Annotated in this window: 15 protein-coding genes; 6 read left to right on the top strand and 9 right to left on the bottom strand. The window is 44.6% G+C overall.

The window, feature by feature from the left end; all coding sequences use genetic code 11:
* On the top strand, positions 1-1035 hold the full coding sequence (locus OGH69_RS03195; RefSeq protein WP_265172992.1) for an o-succinylbenzoate synthase: 1035 nt from the start codon (positions 1-3) through the stop codon (positions 1033-1035).
* A 464-nt stretch (positions 1036-1499) separates the two neighbouring features.
* Here the strand turns inward: OGH69_RS03195 and OGH69_RS03190 are convergent, their stop codons facing one another.
* The gene (locus tag OGH69_RS03190) at positions 1500-3803 is read right to left on the bottom strand and encodes an acyl-CoA dehydrogenase family protein (protein WP_265172991.1); all 2304 of its coding nucleotides are present in this window, start codon (positions 3801-3803) and stop codon (positions 1500-1502) included.
* Positions 3804-3941: 138 nt separating this feature from the next.
* Complete coding sequence (gene nudK, locus OGH69_RS03185; RefSeq protein WP_265172990.1) at positions 3942-4529, bottom strand: GDP-mannose pyrophosphatase NudK; 588 nt, start codon at positions 4527-4529, stop codon at positions 3942-3944.
* Positions 4530-4686: 157 nt separating this feature from the next.
* Here nudK and OGH69_RS03180 point away from each other — a divergent pair, with 157 nt between their 5' ends.
* The gene (locus tag OGH69_RS03180; RefSeq protein ID WP_265172989.1) at positions 4687-5100 is read left to right on the top strand and encodes a hypothetical protein; all 414 of its coding nucleotides are present in this window, start codon (positions 4687-4689) and stop codon (positions 5098-5100) included.
* A gap of 397 nt (positions 5101-5497) precedes the next feature.
* Here the strand turns inward: OGH69_RS03180 and OGH69_RS03175 are convergent, their stop codons facing one another.
* Complete coding sequence (locus OGH69_RS03175) at positions 5498-6004, bottom strand: DUF2911 domain-containing protein (protein WP_265172988.1); 507 nt, start codon at positions 6002-6004, stop codon at positions 5498-5500.
* 154 nt (positions 6005-6158) lie between these two features.
* Between OGH69_RS03175 and OGH69_RS03170 the strand changes: the two genes are divergently transcribed.
* Both OGH69_RS03170 and OGH69_RS03165 read left to right on the top strand, forming a co-directional pair.
* On the top strand, positions 6159-8078 hold the full coding sequence (locus tag OGH69_RS03170) for a DUF294 nucleotidyltransferase-like domain-containing protein (protein WP_265172987.1): 1920 nt from the start codon (positions 6159-6161) through the stop codon (positions 8076-8078).
* 1 nt (position 8079) lies between these two features.
* Positions 8080-8685, top strand: a complete 606-nt coding sequence (locus OGH69_RS03165) for a 3'-5' exonuclease (RefSeq protein ID WP_265172986.1) — start codon at positions 8080-8082, stop codon at positions 8683-8685.
* Here the strand turns inward: OGH69_RS03165 and OGH69_RS03160 are convergent, their stop codons facing one another.
* Genes OGH69_RS03160 through OGH69_RS03150 form a run of 3 tightly spaced genes read right to left on the bottom strand, consistent with a single transcriptional unit; the run spans position 8686 to position 11658 of the window.
* Positions 8686-9312, bottom strand: a complete 627-nt coding sequence (locus OGH69_RS03160; RefSeq protein WP_265172985.1) for a response regulator — start codon at positions 9310-9312, stop codon at positions 8686-8688.
* Between the two features lie 10 nt (positions 9313-9322).
* Positions 9323-11179, bottom strand: a complete 1857-nt coding sequence (locus OGH69_RS03155; RefSeq protein ID WP_265172984.1) for a tetratricopeptide repeat-containing sensor histidine kinase — start codon at positions 11177-11179, stop codon at positions 9323-9325.
* A gap of 8 nt (positions 11180-11187) precedes the next feature.
* Positions 11188-11658 carry a hypothetical protein gene (locus OGH69_RS03150; protein WP_265172983.1) on the bottom strand — a complete coding sequence of 157 codons (471 nt, stop codon included), beginning with the start codon at positions 11656-11658 and terminating at the stop codon, positions 11188-11190.
* Between the two features lie 279 nt (positions 11659-11937).
* Between OGH69_RS03150 and OGH69_RS03145 the strand changes: the two genes are divergently transcribed.
* Positions 11938-12663, top strand: a complete 726-nt coding sequence (locus OGH69_RS03145; protein ID WP_265172982.1) for a hypothetical protein — start codon at positions 11938-11940, stop codon at positions 12661-12663.
* A 217-nt stretch (positions 12664-12880) separates the two neighbouring features.
* Positions 12881-13489 (top strand): hypothetical protein, encoded by a 609-nt coding sequence (locus OGH69_RS03140; protein ID WP_265172981.1) that lies wholly within the window; start codon positions 12881-12883, stop codon positions 13487-13489.
* Between the two features lie 329 nt (positions 13490-13818).
* Here OGH69_RS03140 and OGH69_RS03135 read toward each other — a convergent pair whose 3' ends face one another.
* The 3 genes from OGH69_RS03135 to OGH69_RS03125 are packed head-to-tail and all read right to left on the bottom strand — an operon-like array spanning position 13819 to position 17131.
* Complete coding sequence (locus tag OGH69_RS03135) at positions 13819-16089, bottom strand: ATP-binding protein (protein WP_265172980.1); 2271 nt, start codon at positions 16087-16089, stop codon at positions 13819-13821.
* Positions 16090-16093: 4 nt separating this feature from the next.
* The gene (locus OGH69_RS03130) at positions 16094-16693 is read right to left on the bottom strand and encodes a biliverdin-producing heme oxygenase (RefSeq protein WP_265172979.1); all 600 of its coding nucleotides are present in this window, start codon (positions 16691-16693) and stop codon (positions 16094-16096) included.
* Positions 16694-16702: 9 nt separating this feature from the next.
* Complete coding sequence (locus OGH69_RS03125) at positions 16703-17131, bottom strand: response regulator (protein ID WP_265172978.1); 429 nt, start codon at positions 17129-17131, stop codon at positions 16703-16705.
* Positions 17132-17201: the final 70 nt, after the last annotated feature.

The raw sequence follows: 17201 nt of genomic DNA, 5'->3' as shown, positions 1-17201 counted from the left end.
ATGAATGCGACTTATAAAAAATACACGCTCAATTTCAAACGCCCTTCAGGTACCTCCCGTGGCGTGATGACCGAAAAGGAAACCTGGTTTATTATCCTTGAAAAAGACGGGAAACGCGGAATAGGGGAGTGCGGGCTGCTGCGCGGGCTGAGCATTGACGACCGTCCGGACTATGAGGAAAAGCTCCGATGGGCGTGCGGGAACATCGGTTTGGGGGAAGAAAAGCTGTGGGAGGCATTGCTTGAATTCCCCTCGATCCAGTTTGGACTGGAAACGGCTTTCCGTTCGCTTGAAGCAGAAACACCCTATCTGCTGTTCCCTTCCGCCTTTACAAAAGGGGAGGAGGACATTGCCATAAACGGGCTGGTGTGGATGGGAGAGGAGGCCTACATGAAGCAGCAGATCGGGGAGAAGCTGGAACAGGGGTTCAATTGCATAAAGCTGAAAATTGGGGCAATCGATTTTGAAAAGGAACTGGGGCTTTTGCGGTTTATCCGGTCCAATTTTTCTGCTGAGGAAATCGAAATCAGGGTCGATGCCAATGGGGCTTTTGCCGAAAATGAAGCTTTAAGTAAATTAGATCAATTATCATCATTTCAATTACATAGCATAGAGCAACCGATAAAGCAACATCAACAGGACGCCATGGCCGATCTGTGCAAAAACACACCATTGCCCATTGCCCTCGACGAAGAGCTAATAGGTGTATTTTCCTTTGCAGATAAAGAAGCGCTGCTGCAAAAAATACAGCCGCAGTACATCATATTAAAGCCAAGTTTGGTTGGCGGCTTCCGTGGTACCAATGAATGGGTCAGCCTTGCCGAAAAATACAACATCGGCTGGTGGGTTACCTCGGCTTTGGAGAGCAACATCGGCCTGAATGCCATTGCGCAGTGGACCTACCTGCAAAATAACCCTATGCCGCAGGGACTGGGTACCGGCGCTCTATACACGAATAATTTCGATTCGCCATTAGTAGTAAAAAACGGAAGGCTGTGTTATGATACAATATTAGCATGGAACGTTAATTTCTAAATAACGTGAATTCGAGATAAAATTATTATTCTAAATCTGCAAGTTCTTTAATTCAAAAGTGTTCGGAAGATTCATTTAAAGATTTTACTACAAGGGTCACAAGGTTTTTCCACTATGAACACAAAACAGAAAGGACAAAATCTTTACGCTGAAAGGACACAAAGCTTTGTGAACTCCCGCCTTTTGACGGATTACATAGTGTACTTTGTGTAAATCTTCGTGCCCTTTGTGGTAAAAAAAAGGATAATTGTCTATATGAATGATTTAAACACAATAATTTGAGAAAAAGTGCTTATCCCGAGCTCTCAATAAATATGTGAGTTCGATATAAAATTGCAATAACTGACTATATACGAAATTAACTTATGTGTCCTGATATAGACGTTGCATTGCAACGTCTCTGCGCTCGAAACAAAATAATTTTCGGGACAAGAAGATTTTCATAAAACCACATTCTTTTCTTTTTACGCTTCGCCCTTTTTGTTGGTAACAATCGGCGCCAGGCAGCTTTCCGGAATGTTGAAAGCATCGACCAACGGCACTGCATCCTGCCGGATTTCCCAGCACAACTGGCTTACCAGCTTGCGTATGGCTTTGGTTTTGCTGCCCTCCATGTAGCCCTGTTCCAGGTAAAAGGCTTTGTGTTCGCTTATTTTGTTGAGCGCAAACAGGTGGTATAATTTTTCCAAAACTTCCTTCAGGCCTTCATCCTGCACAATGTCAAGCTGGGTCTGGAACTGCTCAAGGATCACGCGGTCCAGATAGGAACCGGCAATCTGTATCATGTGGGGGTGCATGACGTTGGCCGCATCAAAAGCATCCAGCCCGTCATCAACCAGCCTTTTAAAACGCCTTGCCGCCGAAGTTACAATTTCCTTTTCCCTGTATTTAAAAGCACTCAGGTGGAATTCACGGCTTTTGAGGTGTGCTTCGTCGGTATTCCGTGTGGCAAACGGATTCTTTTCCGTGACAGCGGTTTTGGCCTGGTCCAGTACGTAATTGAAAATTGTGGAAACATTCATTTCCCCAAACTCTTTACGGAATTCGCCCAGCCTGTTCTTGCCCGTAAGCTGCATCAGTACCGTGTTATCACCTTCAAAAGTCGTATAGATTTCGGTATCATTCTTCAGGTCGTCAATGCGGTTTTCGCTCAGGTAGCCCTTGCCGCCGCAGGCTTCGCGGCATTCCTGCAGCGTGTCGCGGGTATTCCACGTAGTGTAGGCTTTCATGCCGGCGGCCAGCGCCTCTATTTCCTGCATTTCATCTTCGGTGCGGTCTACGAAACGTTTGGTAAGATACTGTAAGCCAAAATGAAGCGCGTACGCATTTGCCAGGTACGGCATCAATCGTTGCTGGTGCATGCGGTAGTTCAGGATAGGGACTTCGCTGCCGCCTTCCGGCCCGAATTGCCGGCGTTTGTCGCCATATTTTATCGCTATGGCCAATCCTGTCTTTCCTGCCGCCAAAGCTGAACGTGGTATGCCGATGCGCCCGCCGACCAATGTGCCCAACATGGTAAAGAAACGCCTGTTGTCACTCGGGATGGGGCTTTCAAATTCGCCTGCCTCATTAACCTGTGCGAAGCGGTCGAGCATATTCTCGTAAGGCACAACCACGTTATCAAAATAAATAATGCCGTTATCTACGCCGTTCAGCCCCATTTTGTGGCCGCAATCTTCTATGGTAACACCCGGCACGGTCTGTTTCTCCTTGTCGCGAATAGGCACGATGAACGCATTTACGCCATAATCCTTCCCGTCAATGATGAGTTTGGCAAACACCGTTGCCATCTCGCCATGGTTGGCCGCATTGCCGATGTATTCTTTGCGTGCATATTTTACAGGCGTATGGATTGTAAACGAGCGGTCTGCATGGTTATAGGTAGCCGTCGTTTCAATGCCTTTAACGTTAGACCCGTGATGGGTTTCGGTCATCGCGAAACATCCGGGAAGCTCAAGGGTTCCCGCATCCCTCAGGTATTTTTTATAATGTTTTTCGGTGCCGAGGGAGAGGATGCTCATGCCCCAAAGCCCGAATTGCACGCCAAACTTGATAACGAGGCTCAGGTCGTGGTAACTGAGGGTCTCCATGATCGAAAAATACCCCAGTATATCATCTTTTCCTCCCTGCGCCTTAGGATATGCATAGGAACCCAGGCCGTTTTCAGCCAGTATTTCCGACCATTGGAATACTTTTTCACGGTATTCCTGAGTGTCGGTTGGAATGTCAAGCTTAAATTCAGCGGAGCCAATGATCGCTTTTACCTTATTTATTATTTCCGACTGGCTGCCATCGAGCAATGCCGTCATTTTAGCAACGTTAAAACTCTCTGCCGTGCGGTATTTATTGGTAATGGTGTCCCTTTTTTGGCGGAAGCCGCTAATGACCTCGCGGCTCATGATGCCCAATCCGGATTCCAATCCCGCAAAAGCAACAGCAAGGGATTCAATGTCTTCATTTTTAATGGCTTCCCTTTCGGAATTTGCAATGAGTATGCCTAATTCGGTAAGGTTGGACGGCTTGTTGTTCTCCATGGCTGCATTGATCTTCTCCTTCCAGTGGAAAAGCTCAGAACGGGCAGGAGGGGAGGCGGTATTTATTTTTGATTTCAGGAAGTCTTTTTCGGCTTTGGTAAGCCAATCCTGGCTGCCAATGAAATCGCTTATTATCCTGATTTCCTTACTGGTCAGCACATCGTCCTGCCACGCGAAATAAATAAAGGGGAACAGTATGGAAAGTTTGGGGTCGTTGTTGAAGGTAATATCCATCCGGTACGTATTTGAACTTAAAAATAAGCAATTACCTACAGAACGGATTGTAAAGTTATGTTAAACTGAGTTACTTAGTTGCTGATGGGCTTAGGCGCTTAGGCTCTAAGAACCTTAGTACCTAAGTACCTCAGTACCTTAGTCAGAACCCAAAAGCGAATGTATCTGTGCGTACTGCAAAAGCATAATGGTTTTGGCATCTTTAATTTCGCCTGAATATATCATTTTCAATGCTTTATCAAAGTTTATTTCAAGTACTTCTATATTTTCCTGTTCTTTGTCAAGGCCGCCGCCTTCGCCGGTTTTCATGGCATCGGAATAAGCAGCAATGAAGAAGTAAATGATCTCTGTAACCGAGCCGGGCGACATATACACTTCCATGATACGCTTTACATCGGTCACAGTATAGCCTGTTTCTTCCTCAGTTTCGCGGCGAATGCATTCTTCCGGATCATGCTCGTCCAGCAGGCCGGCAGGCGCTTCGATCATCATGCCGTCAGCATTACCGTTGAACCAGGTGGGCAATCTAAACTGTTCGGTTAATATTACAGTTTGTTTTACCTTATTATAGAGCAAAATCACAGCACCATTGCCGCGATTGTACACTTCGCGTTCCTGGGTCTGCCAGGAGCCGTCTTTCAAAAGCGTTTCGTATTTGACTTTATTGAGCTTTCCCCAGTTTTCAGAAAGCACTGCAGAGGATATGATCCTAACGGTATCGGACATATGAGTTGTGGTTTGTTTGAGGTAATCCAACGCAAATATCGCCCGAATATTTCAACGGGAAATTACAGCGGGTATATTTTTGCTGTAATTGCATGTAATCCCTGTAAGGAATTAAAATCTTTTTATATTTACGTCCTTAAATCAAAAAATTACCAAAATGAAAAAATTACTCGTTTGCTTACTGATGGCATTTGCAATGAACATGGCTGCACAGGATAAGCAGGTGCCGTTATCGATCAAGACTTTTGAATTGTATTCGATACTTAAAAAATCAAATTCCTTCAAAGATTTTCCGTCATTGCCTGAAACTGTTACCGAGCATTATGTTGGTGGCCAGCTAATGTATACCGCAGCTGAAACGGATAAATTTACGCTGCACATCATGCCTGATGGCGAATACCGCTTTAAGCTTAAAAAACCGGCGCCAACAATGGCTGACAGTACATATTACATACGTTTCCCAAATAACCAGGTTTTCGGGTATGTGATGCATACGCTTAAAACGGGGGTTGTACAGGTTACAGTGTACCAGGGCGAGAAATTCGTCTATACAGGTGACATCAAGAAATAACAATAATTACTGGGAATTAGCGGGTTTACTCCCGCTTTCCTGTATGTAAATTTTGAACTATAATTTACATTATGTAAAATAATAATTTAATTGGTAATTATATCAATCATCATATTATTGGTTTGTATTGTCTAATTTTTACTCCTATAAAACTCTATTTGTTCTTTTTGGCAATCACCTTTCCCCTGCGAATATCCAAAAAAATAGACACCGATTAAAATCCCGATAAACACTATAATCGTTATTGTAATTTTTATCAAACGGGATTTCTTTTCCTCCATGAAGTTTAGTATTGAATTTTGGTACTAAAATAAAAAATAAAATATCAAATCACTTACATAAATAAAAAAAGCACATTGATGTAGACAATGTGCTTTCATATCCTTAATGTGAATAATTATTTAATCTTCACCGGGATGTCTAAATTTTCCCACGTAAGCGTTACATTATCTTTATTGATGCTGTATACCAAACTTTCGGTCATCCTGGCCGACTTCTTTGTTTTTACGCTAACGCTTAACTGGTTATAGGATTCATCATACTTATTGAAACCAACTGAAGGATCTTTACCGAAAATCACTGTTGCAGTACCTTTTTCCGGAATTACATACAACGCATATTTTCCTGCCGGCAGTTCTTTGCCTTCAACCATCAGGGCTTTATCGGTTTCAAAAGTTGTGGGCTTGTTGGCTCCTGCGCGCCATAATTTGCCATATGGCACAAGCTCTCCCCAGATAACCCTTCCTTTTACAGACGGGCTGCTGTAGTCGATGGTAATGTTTGCGCCATTGATCTTACCGGTAGCGGTTGCCGGCGGGCTGGCCGGTTTTTTATCCTGGGCAGATGTTAATGATGTAGCTAACACAGCTACAAAAAGCATTACGGTTTTCGTAAATAATTTCATGGTTGTTTATTTATAAAATTGATACGGTAAATTTAAGCATTACAGGGTTGATTTGCTTTGTCGGGTCAATTTTAACAAACCTTTATGCTTTTCCTGTAAGCATCACTTTTGGGTGAATTGAAAAATCTGTACATTTAGGTTCCAAATAATTTGTATGAAAAACCCCGTAGCGCAAGGCATTGCCGACTTTCTTAAGCACTCCCCTCCTTTCAGCAGCCTCGACTATGCCGACCTTATGCATATTTGCGAGCAGTCAAAAGTCATTTATCTCGAAAAGAACCAGGTACTCTTTAAGGGCGGAGATGCTACCCACCCTGACTTTTATATAGTTAAGGATGGCGCCGTGGGCCTTTCCCTTACTTCGGATGCGGAGGAAACCCTTATCGACAAGTGCGACGAGGGCGATATTCTCGGATTGCGGCCTTTTTTTGCCAAAAACGATTATCTCATGACGGCACGTGCACGGGAGGAGTCAATTGTATATGCCATTCCTATCGAGGCTTTCCGCCCTTTCATCACGCAAAACCCAAAAGTGCTCGAGTTCCTGCTCGAAAGCTTTGCCTCACAGACACGCAACCCTTACGACAAGGAACGCAGCGGCAAGCTGATGGCAGAGAATGTGATTTTTAGCGACCAGGTTGCTGACATACAATATTTCCAGCCGATAAAATATACCCGCAACCCCATTACGGCCAATGCCGACGATATACTGAAGTTCATTGCCAAAACAATGTCCAACAGCGCCGTAGGCAGCGTGATCATCCATGAGGACCACCTGCCGATAGGCATCATCACCGACAGGGACCTGCGTTCCAAAATTGCTACAGGCCTGATGTCCATTGAAGCGCCGGCACGCGAGGTTATGACCAGCCCGGTGATCACCGTCCCTGAAAACATTTCCATTGCCGAGGCACAAATGCTGATGCTCAAGCACAATGTAGCCCACCTTTGCGTAACAAAGGACGGGACAGACAAATCCACGGTAAGCGGCATCATTTCGGAGCACGATGTGGTTGCAGCACAATCCAATACCCCGGGAGTACTTTTAAAACAGACGCGCAGGGCTGCCAACGCCAAAGAACTGCGTTATGTGCGTGAAAAGCTTACCGACCTTATCCAGAGTTCTATTGACAACCTTATACCTATCTCCCACATTTCAAATATCGTTGCCGAGATCAATATTGCCATAACGCGCCGCGCCATAGAGTTGGCCGTAGAAAAAATCGGCAGCCCCCCTCCTGTCCGTTTCGTATGGATGAATATCGGGAGCCAGGGCCGTAAAGAGCAGCTTTTGCTTACCGACCAGGACAATGCCCTGATTTTTGAAGATGTTGAGCCTGAACAATACAATAATGTAAAGCGTTATTTTGTAGAGCTTGCCGAAATTGTGATTGACTACCTGGGCAAGGTAGGCTATGAGCCCTCACCGGCCAAACTGCTGGCCAGCAACAGCCAGTGGTGCAAATCGCTGACCGACTGGATGAAGCAATACGATTCATGGATCAATACGCCTGCGGAAAAGAATGTAGAGCTAAGCAGCACTTTCTTTGATTTTGATTTCATCTATGGTGCGCCGGTAATTGAGGATGCCCTGTCGTCCCATATCGAAATGAACATTGCCCGGAATAAGAAGTTTTTTGCCTACCTTGCCGCAGATGTGCTTAAAAATCCGCCGCCACTGGGCTTTTTCAGGCAATTCCTTGTGGAAAGCGACGGGGAGCACAAAGACTTTTTCGACATTAAGAGCCGGGCTCTTGAACCCCTTGTTGATGCGGCAAGGCTGCTGGCGCTAAGCCACAACCTTATCGAAATAACCAATACGTACCACCGCTACAAAAAACTGGCTGAACTGGAACCCAAAAGCGCCGACCTTTATGAAGAGTGCGCCGAAGCCTATAATACCCTGATGAAGTTCCGTACTGAGGAAGGGCTCAAAGGCAGTTCAGACGGCAAATATTTGAACTTAAACGAGTTGTCGAAATCAGATAAAGTAAAGCTTAAAAACACTTTCCAGCCGATAAGCGACATACAGGACATGATCAAGAACCGATTTTCAATAACCTCCATCAAGTAATATGGCATTCGACTGGCTTACAGGCGGCAGCGCGCCCCAATTCTGGAAAAACTACCTCGCCCTGTTTGAAGGTGACGACAAAGAGCGCAGGCGCTATGTGATATTTGACATGGAAGCTTCCGGGATGGACTGGAAAGAAGATGTAATACTATCCATTGGCGCGATCGGGGTTACGGGAAATGCGATTGAAGTGGGCGATTTCATGCAGGTATTCGTGCAGCAGGATAAGTTCAATACGCAATCGGTCGCGCTTAGCGGAGGTGCCCTGAGGCAGCCGACGCAGGAAAAGTTTGTCGAGGCCGAGGCCATGATACAGTTCCTTAACTTTATAAAGGATGCTACACTTGTGGGACACAACGTCAACCTGGACATTGAAATGATCAACCAGGCGCTAAAAAGGCTCGATCTCGGCCGCCTCAAAAACCCTGTAATGGATACCAATACCCTGTACCAGCGCTGGAAGGACCTTCCTGAAGACGCCACCATTACGCTTGATGAGCTGTGCGATGCGGTTAAGATAAGCAAGAGTGAGCGCCTTACCGCCGCGGGCAACGCCTATACTACCGCCCTGGTTTTTCTTAAACTCAAAAGAAAGCTGGGCATCTGATTAAATGATCCCTTTGTCCAGGGCCAGCTTTATCAATTCGGCCGAGGTTTTTACATTGAGCTTGTGCATGATGTTCCTGCGGTGCGTTTTCACGGTATGCTCGCTGATGAACAGCACCCCGGAAATAGCCTTGGTATTCATGCCCTGCGAAACGCATTTTATGATCTCTTTTTCGCGCGAGGAAAGCTGGTCGGTGTTTACCGTATTTTTTCCGCGCAGGTAATTGAATACCTGGTCATTAATTTTAGGGTGGAAATAATTCTGCCGTTGGCTCGTGGTTTTGATGGCCTGCACCAGGTCCGATTTCGAGGCATCCTTGAGTATGTAGCCCTGTGCGCCTTTTTCCAGCGCATCCCGTATCATTTTGATGGATTGATGCATGGTAAGCATCAGTATCGGCTTGTCAAACCCCTTGCTTTTCAAAAGCTCCATCGAGGCAATGCCGTCTATGACCGGCATGTCGATATCCATCAGGATCAGGTCGATATCGGTAGTTTCCAGGATCGAAGCTATGGCATTCCCGTTCATGGTATGGGCCACGACCTCTATGCCGTCGGCGGCATTAAACATGGATTTTACCCCTTCGGCAAACAAATGGTGGTCATCTACTATGAGTACTTTAATCATCTCTGTTCAGTTATTGGTTATAACCCTCTGCATCAATCGGCAGGTCAATTATAACAGTCGTACCGCTTGTGGCATTACTGTCTATCTTAATGTCGCCATGCCTTTCGGTAATCATTTCGGCAAGGGTATTGAGGCCCATCCCGGAGCCGGCCTTCATTTTTTGCGCTACGTCAAAGCCTTTCCCGTTGTCTTCAATGATGATATTTATGAGGTTATCCTCATCAAAGCAAATGATGGTTATCGACAGTTTTGTGGCTTTTGAATGCTTCAGGACATTGCTTACCAATTCCTGTATGACCCTGTAAATGAAGAGTTCCATTTCTACCCCCATCTCTTCATCCCCGACAGAGGCCGACAATTCAACCTCCAATTTGTTCGATTGCTCAATGTTGGCCACCAGTTCTTTAATGGCCGGGATAAGCCCGAAGTCCTCCGAAACGCCCATGTTCAGCGTATGCGAAAGGTTCCGGATGTCACTGCAGGCCTGGTCTACCAGCGTAGTCAGCGTGGCATGGTTGGAAATGGCCTTCTCATCAATGGCGTTAAGGTTCACCTTTATGGTCGCCAGCAGGCTGCCAAAATGATTGTGGAGCTCGCGCGCTATGTGCTTGCGTTCCTTCTCCTGCCCTTCCACCATCGACTGCAGCGCTTTGGTTTCCTGCATCTTCAGCAGGTTTTTTATTTTCTCGTCATGTAACTTTCGCTCATTGCCCGCCAGGAGCCTTGTGTTTACGAACCTTTGCCTGAAATAGAGCAGCAGCAGTATGGCAATGAGCAATAACGATACGGCAATGATGATGTATATACGGCTCATAAGCTGGTTCTTTTCCAGTACAGCAATTTCCTTTTGCTTTTGGTTGACTTCAAATTCGGTTCTGAGATTGGCAATTTCTTTGGTATTTTCCGTATTTTCAATGCTGTCGCGATAGGCAACGAATTGTTTGTAATAGGCAAGCGATTTTTGGTAATCGCCCTTTTCTTCATATATTCCCGACAGGAGCTTGTTGGCATCCCTTACCTGGCCTTTCAGGTTGAGCCCCTTTGCCATCTTTTCAGCCTGCAGGGTATGTCCGGCCGCCTTTTCCGGCTGCCCCTGCTCGAAATAGAGCCTCCCCAGCTGGTTGTGGTAATCGGCCATGCCAAACTGGTCGCCCAGTGTTTTAAGCATTGCTATTGCCTTGAGCAGGTCTTTTTCGGCCACACCGGTTTTACCATGTTTCCAGTATACCAGCGCCCGGTTGCCTATGGTATAGGCCGAGCCTATCGTAAGGCCAATGCTTTCGAAAATAGGCTCCGCCTCATTGTAGCACACAAGGGCGGAGTCCATTTGGTTCAAAATGTAATAGTTATAGCCTGTATTGAGCAGGTTTACTGCCAGCCTTTCCTTATTGTCCTGGCGACGCATTATCGTTACCGCCTTTTTATTGTAAACAAGGGCATTTTTATTATCCTTGTTGGCGGTATAGGTATTGGCAATCTCGCCGTATGCCTCGGCCTCCTCGGTGTAGAGCTTATGATTGGCTGCCAGCGCCGCACTGGCAAAGAGGTTTTTCAGCGAAACCTTCAAATCGCCCTTCAGCCGGTGCGCTACACCCTTGTAGTGATAGGCCGTAACCATATACGGGTAAGCCTTCTGTGCGGAAGCAAGCGCCAAAAGCTTATCGGCATACTTAAGCACCTCTTCAGGCGAAGCGGCATAGGTGGAAATCTGGGCCAATACTTCCATTTTTTCCACAGCAGTAAGCGAGCCCCCCTTCGCCAGTACGGCTTTCAGGCTGTCTGCTTTTTCCTTATCCTGCGCAAAAGCAATACCGCTGCACAAAAAAAAGAAAAAGAGTATGGCTGTTTTGTAAACCTGTCGCTTCACTAAATGTATTATTTCTGTCTTCTTTGGATTACCCTGAGCACCGGGTCTATGTCCATGTCTATTGTAAGGATGTTGCCATCGCCGTCAGAATATTCCAGTACGGCTTTAAGTCCAAAACGCTCCTGCGCGCCAACATGTGCTTCAGTGTCAACATCTAAGCTAAAGCTAACGACGTGCGAATTAAATTCAGGCAGCTTATTTATTACGCTGGAAGGAGATTCGGGCACAAAATCAGTAAAATACACTTTGTGATAGCCATACAGCATCAGCGGAAGTATGGTAATATAAAGTTGCTGACCCGGTTCCACATCAATATAAAGCTCTTTTATAGGGCTGCCCAGCACCATGGAACCCTGGTCGTATATTATGGTTTGGTCCAGCTGCGCCCCTTCCGGGAAATTGCCTTCATATTTCCTGCTGATGTCGATGATGGCATCCGTGTTTACCTGAACGAAAATGTGTTTAGAATTTGTTGGCATATTTAGATTATTTATTGGTTACTGTTTGTATATGATGCAAATATAGCTACCTGTTTGATGCAGGGACTACCCCAAAAGAGGTATTGTAAACTTACTTCAAAAATGTCATCCTGCAAATGCACCCCCGTTTTTCCGGCCATACCTCTTTTGAGGCATCCATAAAAACCATCCTTTAGGGGCATGATACAGCAGGCTATAATTTCAAACTTTGTAATGCCTGTTAGCGATGCGCATCACCGAAGGCACATTAACTAAGTTTTAACCAATATACTAAAAATTATGAGTACAACTAACTATTACGTTCGATGGGCCGTATACGGTGCATTGAACACTAACACTAACATCAACAATTATACTGTTATAAATGTAACAGATGCATTACAGGATACCCTTGACGGCGGAACCACGCAAGTTCAGATGGGCAATGGCATTTTTGGCGATCCGTGCTTTGGCATACATAAGTGCTGGTCGGCCTGCATAGAGGTTAACGGCCTGCGCTACCTCTTTGCCGGACAGGAAGACGAAGTGGTTGACTTTACCAACCTTCCGGCTCCCGAAACTGTTCCCGGGCTCCGGATTGCAAACCTTGCAGCCCAGATGGTAAACGGAGGCTGGCCAAACTCGCAGAACAACTACCTTTTTTCCGGTTGCAGCTTTACCGTTATAAACCAGACGTCCAATCCCTTCCCTCCTTCTGTAGACATCAGCCAATGGGTATCGCTGGACTTTTACTTTGCCACCAGCAATGACATGAACCAGCAGCGTTCGCAGCTCATATCAATCGGCGACGCGCCATTAAATGTAAACCTTGGCCCCAACCAGCAGATAAATTCAAGCATTCTTCCAAAGGATCTTTATAACATCGGCAGGTTTGTAACGGGCAATCCGGGACTTATCACAAAAGGAACCCCGTACTACCTCTATGCCCAGGTAAGGAGCCAGACCAACAGCCAGCAGCTGACAGGCGCATTCTCCCAGGGAACATTTACCCCAAATATACCGTAATCCCTGGCAAGCGCTTTATCCGGCAAGGCTGTAATACATAGTTGCAGCCTTGTTTTATTATGCTTCCTGCGCTTCCGATACCTCTTTTGGGGTATCGGTCAAAATCATCCGATAGGGTTATAAAACACCTTATGGGAATGTCAAACTTTGCAATGTCTCCAGGCGGGACAGGTAATAAAGGAAAGAGTCAGGCAAATAGTAACCAATATGCTAAATCATGGATGTTGCTAATTACTACGCAAATTTGGCAGTAACAGCACCGGAAAAAGAGACCGGGCTGAAAACAGTCAGGCTGCAGGCGCAGATGATAAACGGCGGATGGCCGACACCGCAGGAAAACTATCTGTTTTCAGGCTGCAGTGTTTCGCTTGAGAATCAGGGACCGCTTCCTTTTCCGGCTTCCGCTAAGGATAGTGAGTGGGTAACGCTCGATTTCTATATTGCTGATGATAACGACATGAATAGGCGGCTTTCTGACCTTATGCACATAGGCGATGTAGCTGTGAAGGTAAACCTGGCAAGCAGGGAGCGGATGGTGCACAACTTCTCTCACAATGACCTTTATAACATGAGCCGTGGGGTTACAGGCAGCCGGAAGTGTGTTATTCCGGGGCATCCTTTTTACCTGTACGCACAGGTGCGGAGCGAATGCGACAGCCTGCAGCTGGCAGGGTCGTTTACAGAACAGGCATTTATTCAAATACCTCATAATGCTGGGCAGGGGCGCTCAGTTGCAGGCAGGGCTGCAGCCACGTTTGTTGCAGCCTTGTTTTTTGTTTCAAAATTATTCTTTGCGGGACTTGTTAATATCAAAATAACAGGTTAAAAGGAAAGTATACCCTAAAATCATATTGGATATCCTGTTTTATCCTCCTTGCCACACCCTAAATACCTCTTTTGGGGTATCTAAAATCACCCATAGTGGCTACAAAATCCTCCATAAAAATTTGAAAATTTGTAATGTCTTACAAAGTAAAATAAATGCATATAAAACCTTTCCCTCCCCTATCTTTATATGCAGTACAAGTGACCCGAAAGCAGTAACTTATATTATTTTACACCCAAATTGCCCTCCTGCTAAGCCGTGCTTAGCTGATTATCAGAGCTGTAGCAAAACACTACAGCTCTGTTTAATTATAAAATAGTGATTGTCTGTCAATTATAACGTTCTTCAGAAGGAAAATAGAGACTCATTACTGCGCCCTTTCCCGGAACTCCCGAACCGGTTATGTACCCATTATGGTTTTGCATGATCTTGCGGCAAAGCGCCAGACCTACCCCGGAACCTTTATATTCTGATGAAGCATGGAGCTTTGTGAAGATGTTAAATATGGATTCAGCATATTGTTTATCAAACCCTATCCCATTGTCTGCCACATTAATAACCTTGAAAAGAGTCTTATCTTCCGGTAAATAGCTTTTAAGTTCCTCTGCAGCAGTAATTCTTATAACAGGTTTTATACCCGGCGAAGCGTATTTAATTGAATTTGCAATCAGATTTGTAAATAGCTGCCTCAGCAAAAACGGTATCCCATCAACAGAAGGGAGGTCTTCAATAATTACTTCTGCAGATTGCTCAGATATCGTTTCGGTCATATCTTCCACAACTTCTCTACAAAGAGTTTCCAAATCCACTGTTTCAAAAGAATCGTCAGTATGCTTTAACTTGGTATATTTCAGGATGTCCACCAGCAAGGTCTGCATACGCTGTGCAGAAGCATTCATGCGTTTAAGCGAATCGTGTACATCGGGCGACATATCTTCCTCTTTGCTTAATATGCGTGAGGATATCAGCTGTATTTTCCTGAGCGGCTCCTGCACATCATGTGTGCTGATCCAATTTATGTTTTCCAGTTCTGAATTGGTTTGCCTGAGCAATTCGCTCAACTTTCTGTATTTTTCTTCCTCCAGTGAAATGATAAGAAGGTTAATATGGCGTTGCAGACTGTTAGCATAGGCAGCCGCTGTATCTATTTCCGGTTGCAGCCAGGGTTTGCTCATACAGCTAACAATTTCCTTCCACAACGAAAATGAATTTCTTGGCGAGAGCCCCTTAGCATCTTTCATAATTGATTTTGCAGGATCACCGGCCCAATGTACCTCAGTAATAGTTTCGGGCCTGAACCAGATGATGCAATTGTCGCTCTCTATGTCTAATGAATGATAGATTATGCCTGAAGCAGTGCTACACAAGCTCTTGGTTTCCGGTAAAAAATCTACCAGCTTATCTGTATTAAAGGACGTGCGATTGCTATAGGCCGCAAGCCAGTTTGCAATCTGCCTTACCTCGTCATCAGACGGAGTAAGCCCTCCCTTATATACTTTTTCGTTAAAAACTATGGCAATCCCTGCCGCATTGCAAAGTTTAAGTATTTCAGGGGTATTGGCAATATCATTCAGGTCAGACTTGCTTCCAAGTGCGTAACTATTTATTTTTTCCAGCGCATTGGTAACTTTTCGTGCCTCATCATATTCTTCCGAAGCCTGGCGCACATCAATCTGTGAAGTTATGAAATGCCCCTGTAGTTGTGCAGCAAGCCTCACTTCAGGACTGATATTCTTGGGTGAATAATGATGGCAGGCTATAAGTCCCCATAATTTCTTTTTATATATAAGCGAAATAGTGAGTGTAGCCCCAACCCCCATATTGTGCAGGTATTGAACGTGAATCGGCGATGTGCTGCGAAGTATGGAGAGGCTAAGGTCAAGATTTTTATTTTGGCCTTCATCTATAGTATAAATAGGCACAGGTGTATAATTGACATCCACAATAAGCCTAAGCAGATTTTGCATGTATAACTGCCTTGCCTGTGGGGGAATATCAGTATGAGGGTAGTGCAGCCCAAGAAATGGTTCCAGGTCTTTCCTTACACTTTCGGCAAACACTTCTCCATTATAATCTTTATCAAACCTGTAAATCATTACCCTGTCATATCCCGTAATTTCACGGGTGCCATTTGCAACAAGGCTACAAAGTTCTTTCAGCGTATGCGTGTCATGCATATAGCTTAAAAATTGTGATGTCTGGTCATATACAGCGCTCGCAGGGCGAGAATCGTCATTTACTGGTTCTGCTTCAAGCACATATACATTGTTGCTTTTATGTACTGTACACAAAAAGTTACTGCCTCTCATCTCCAATTTTAGCAAAGATGATGACAGCATTTTTTCATCAAATATATATTCCTTGAGCAACTTTAGGGCTTCAACACCAAATACCGCATCAAATGCAGCACCCAGGAGTTCTGAATAAGTATATCCTGTTAAATCTCCGCAATTACTACTGCAGTAATCAATTACAAATGAGTTTTCCTTCAGGCCGAGCAAAAAGCCATGTGGCTGGATACTTCCCGGAATATGGATAGGCTCCTGTTCGCAATTGGACAGGTTGACTATGTCGCGGTTAACAATGTCTTTTATCTTCATGCAACTATACTGGTGAATTTTCTGTGAAATAATCGTTTATAGCATCAAAGGCAAAGTTAGCACCTGCTATTATTTCATCTCCTGCATCATGTTTACTCTCATATTCAGTCATTACCGCCAGAAAATTTCGCCATACACTTCCTGTTTTATCTCCATAACCGGCAAAATAGGACGCCCCTTTTATACCATCATAGCCCAAAGCCGTTGTAATGTTTTTAAGGATTACTCTTCCGCCTAACGAAGATCCTTCCAATACGTACATAATGCCTAAAGCAAATCCAGGTGAGATTTCATTAAGGTTTTGGGTTATAGGACGACTTTTCGGTGCCAAAATATTCCTGTCCAATACACTAAGATCGGATAGGATAAGATGTGCCTTCGTGCGGTGATTTAAATCGGGAATAATATTTTCCAATAGTGGAAATATATTCTGTTCAGCATCCGAAACCACATCGTACATCAGGCTAAGATACAAAGCATATTGTTCATCAGTAATTTCGGGGTTAATAATCGATTCAGATAAGGGCAGACTCTCGAGATCTTTATGTGATTGGGCTGTAGTTAGCCGCAAATTTTCTAAAAAGGGGGCAAGTTCAGTATTCATTATAAAAGATTAGTAGCTGTAAACAAAATTGTTTTCAGTTGGGATAAAACTACCCCAATTTATAGAAATAGCATGTTCAATTGATTTTTTAAGCTGTTCAAATATACCTGATTTAGTTACATAATAGCTGGCGCCCAATTGCCTGCTCTTATTTATGGTTTCATCATCACCCGAAGTTGAAAACATTACTACAGGCAGGCTATCATGCGACTGACGTACTTTTTTGAGCACTTCAAAGCCGGTCATTCCAGGCATATTAATATCCAAAAATACAAGATGAGGTTGTGGTGGCGGATTATTGAGTGCATGAAGCAACTGGTCTCCGTTAGTATGGGTTACCAAACTTACGTTGGCATCAATACTCTCGATGATCTCCCTGAAAAATTCCAGATCATCCTGGTCATCATCAGTATAAAAAATTGTGAATCCGGCTTTCATAAGTCTTCTTTTTTATAAGCGTAAGGAGATCATATCAAAATTACTGAATTTTGCCATAAAAACAGGTAGA

The organism is Flavobacterium sp. MFBS3-15, from assembly GCF_026107645.2.
GTDB lineage: Bacteria > Bacteroidota > Bacteroidia > Flavobacteriales > Flavobacteriaceae > Flavobacterium.
Note: the sequence above shows the minus strand (reverse complement) of the source record. Positions and strands in the feature narration are given on the sequence as shown.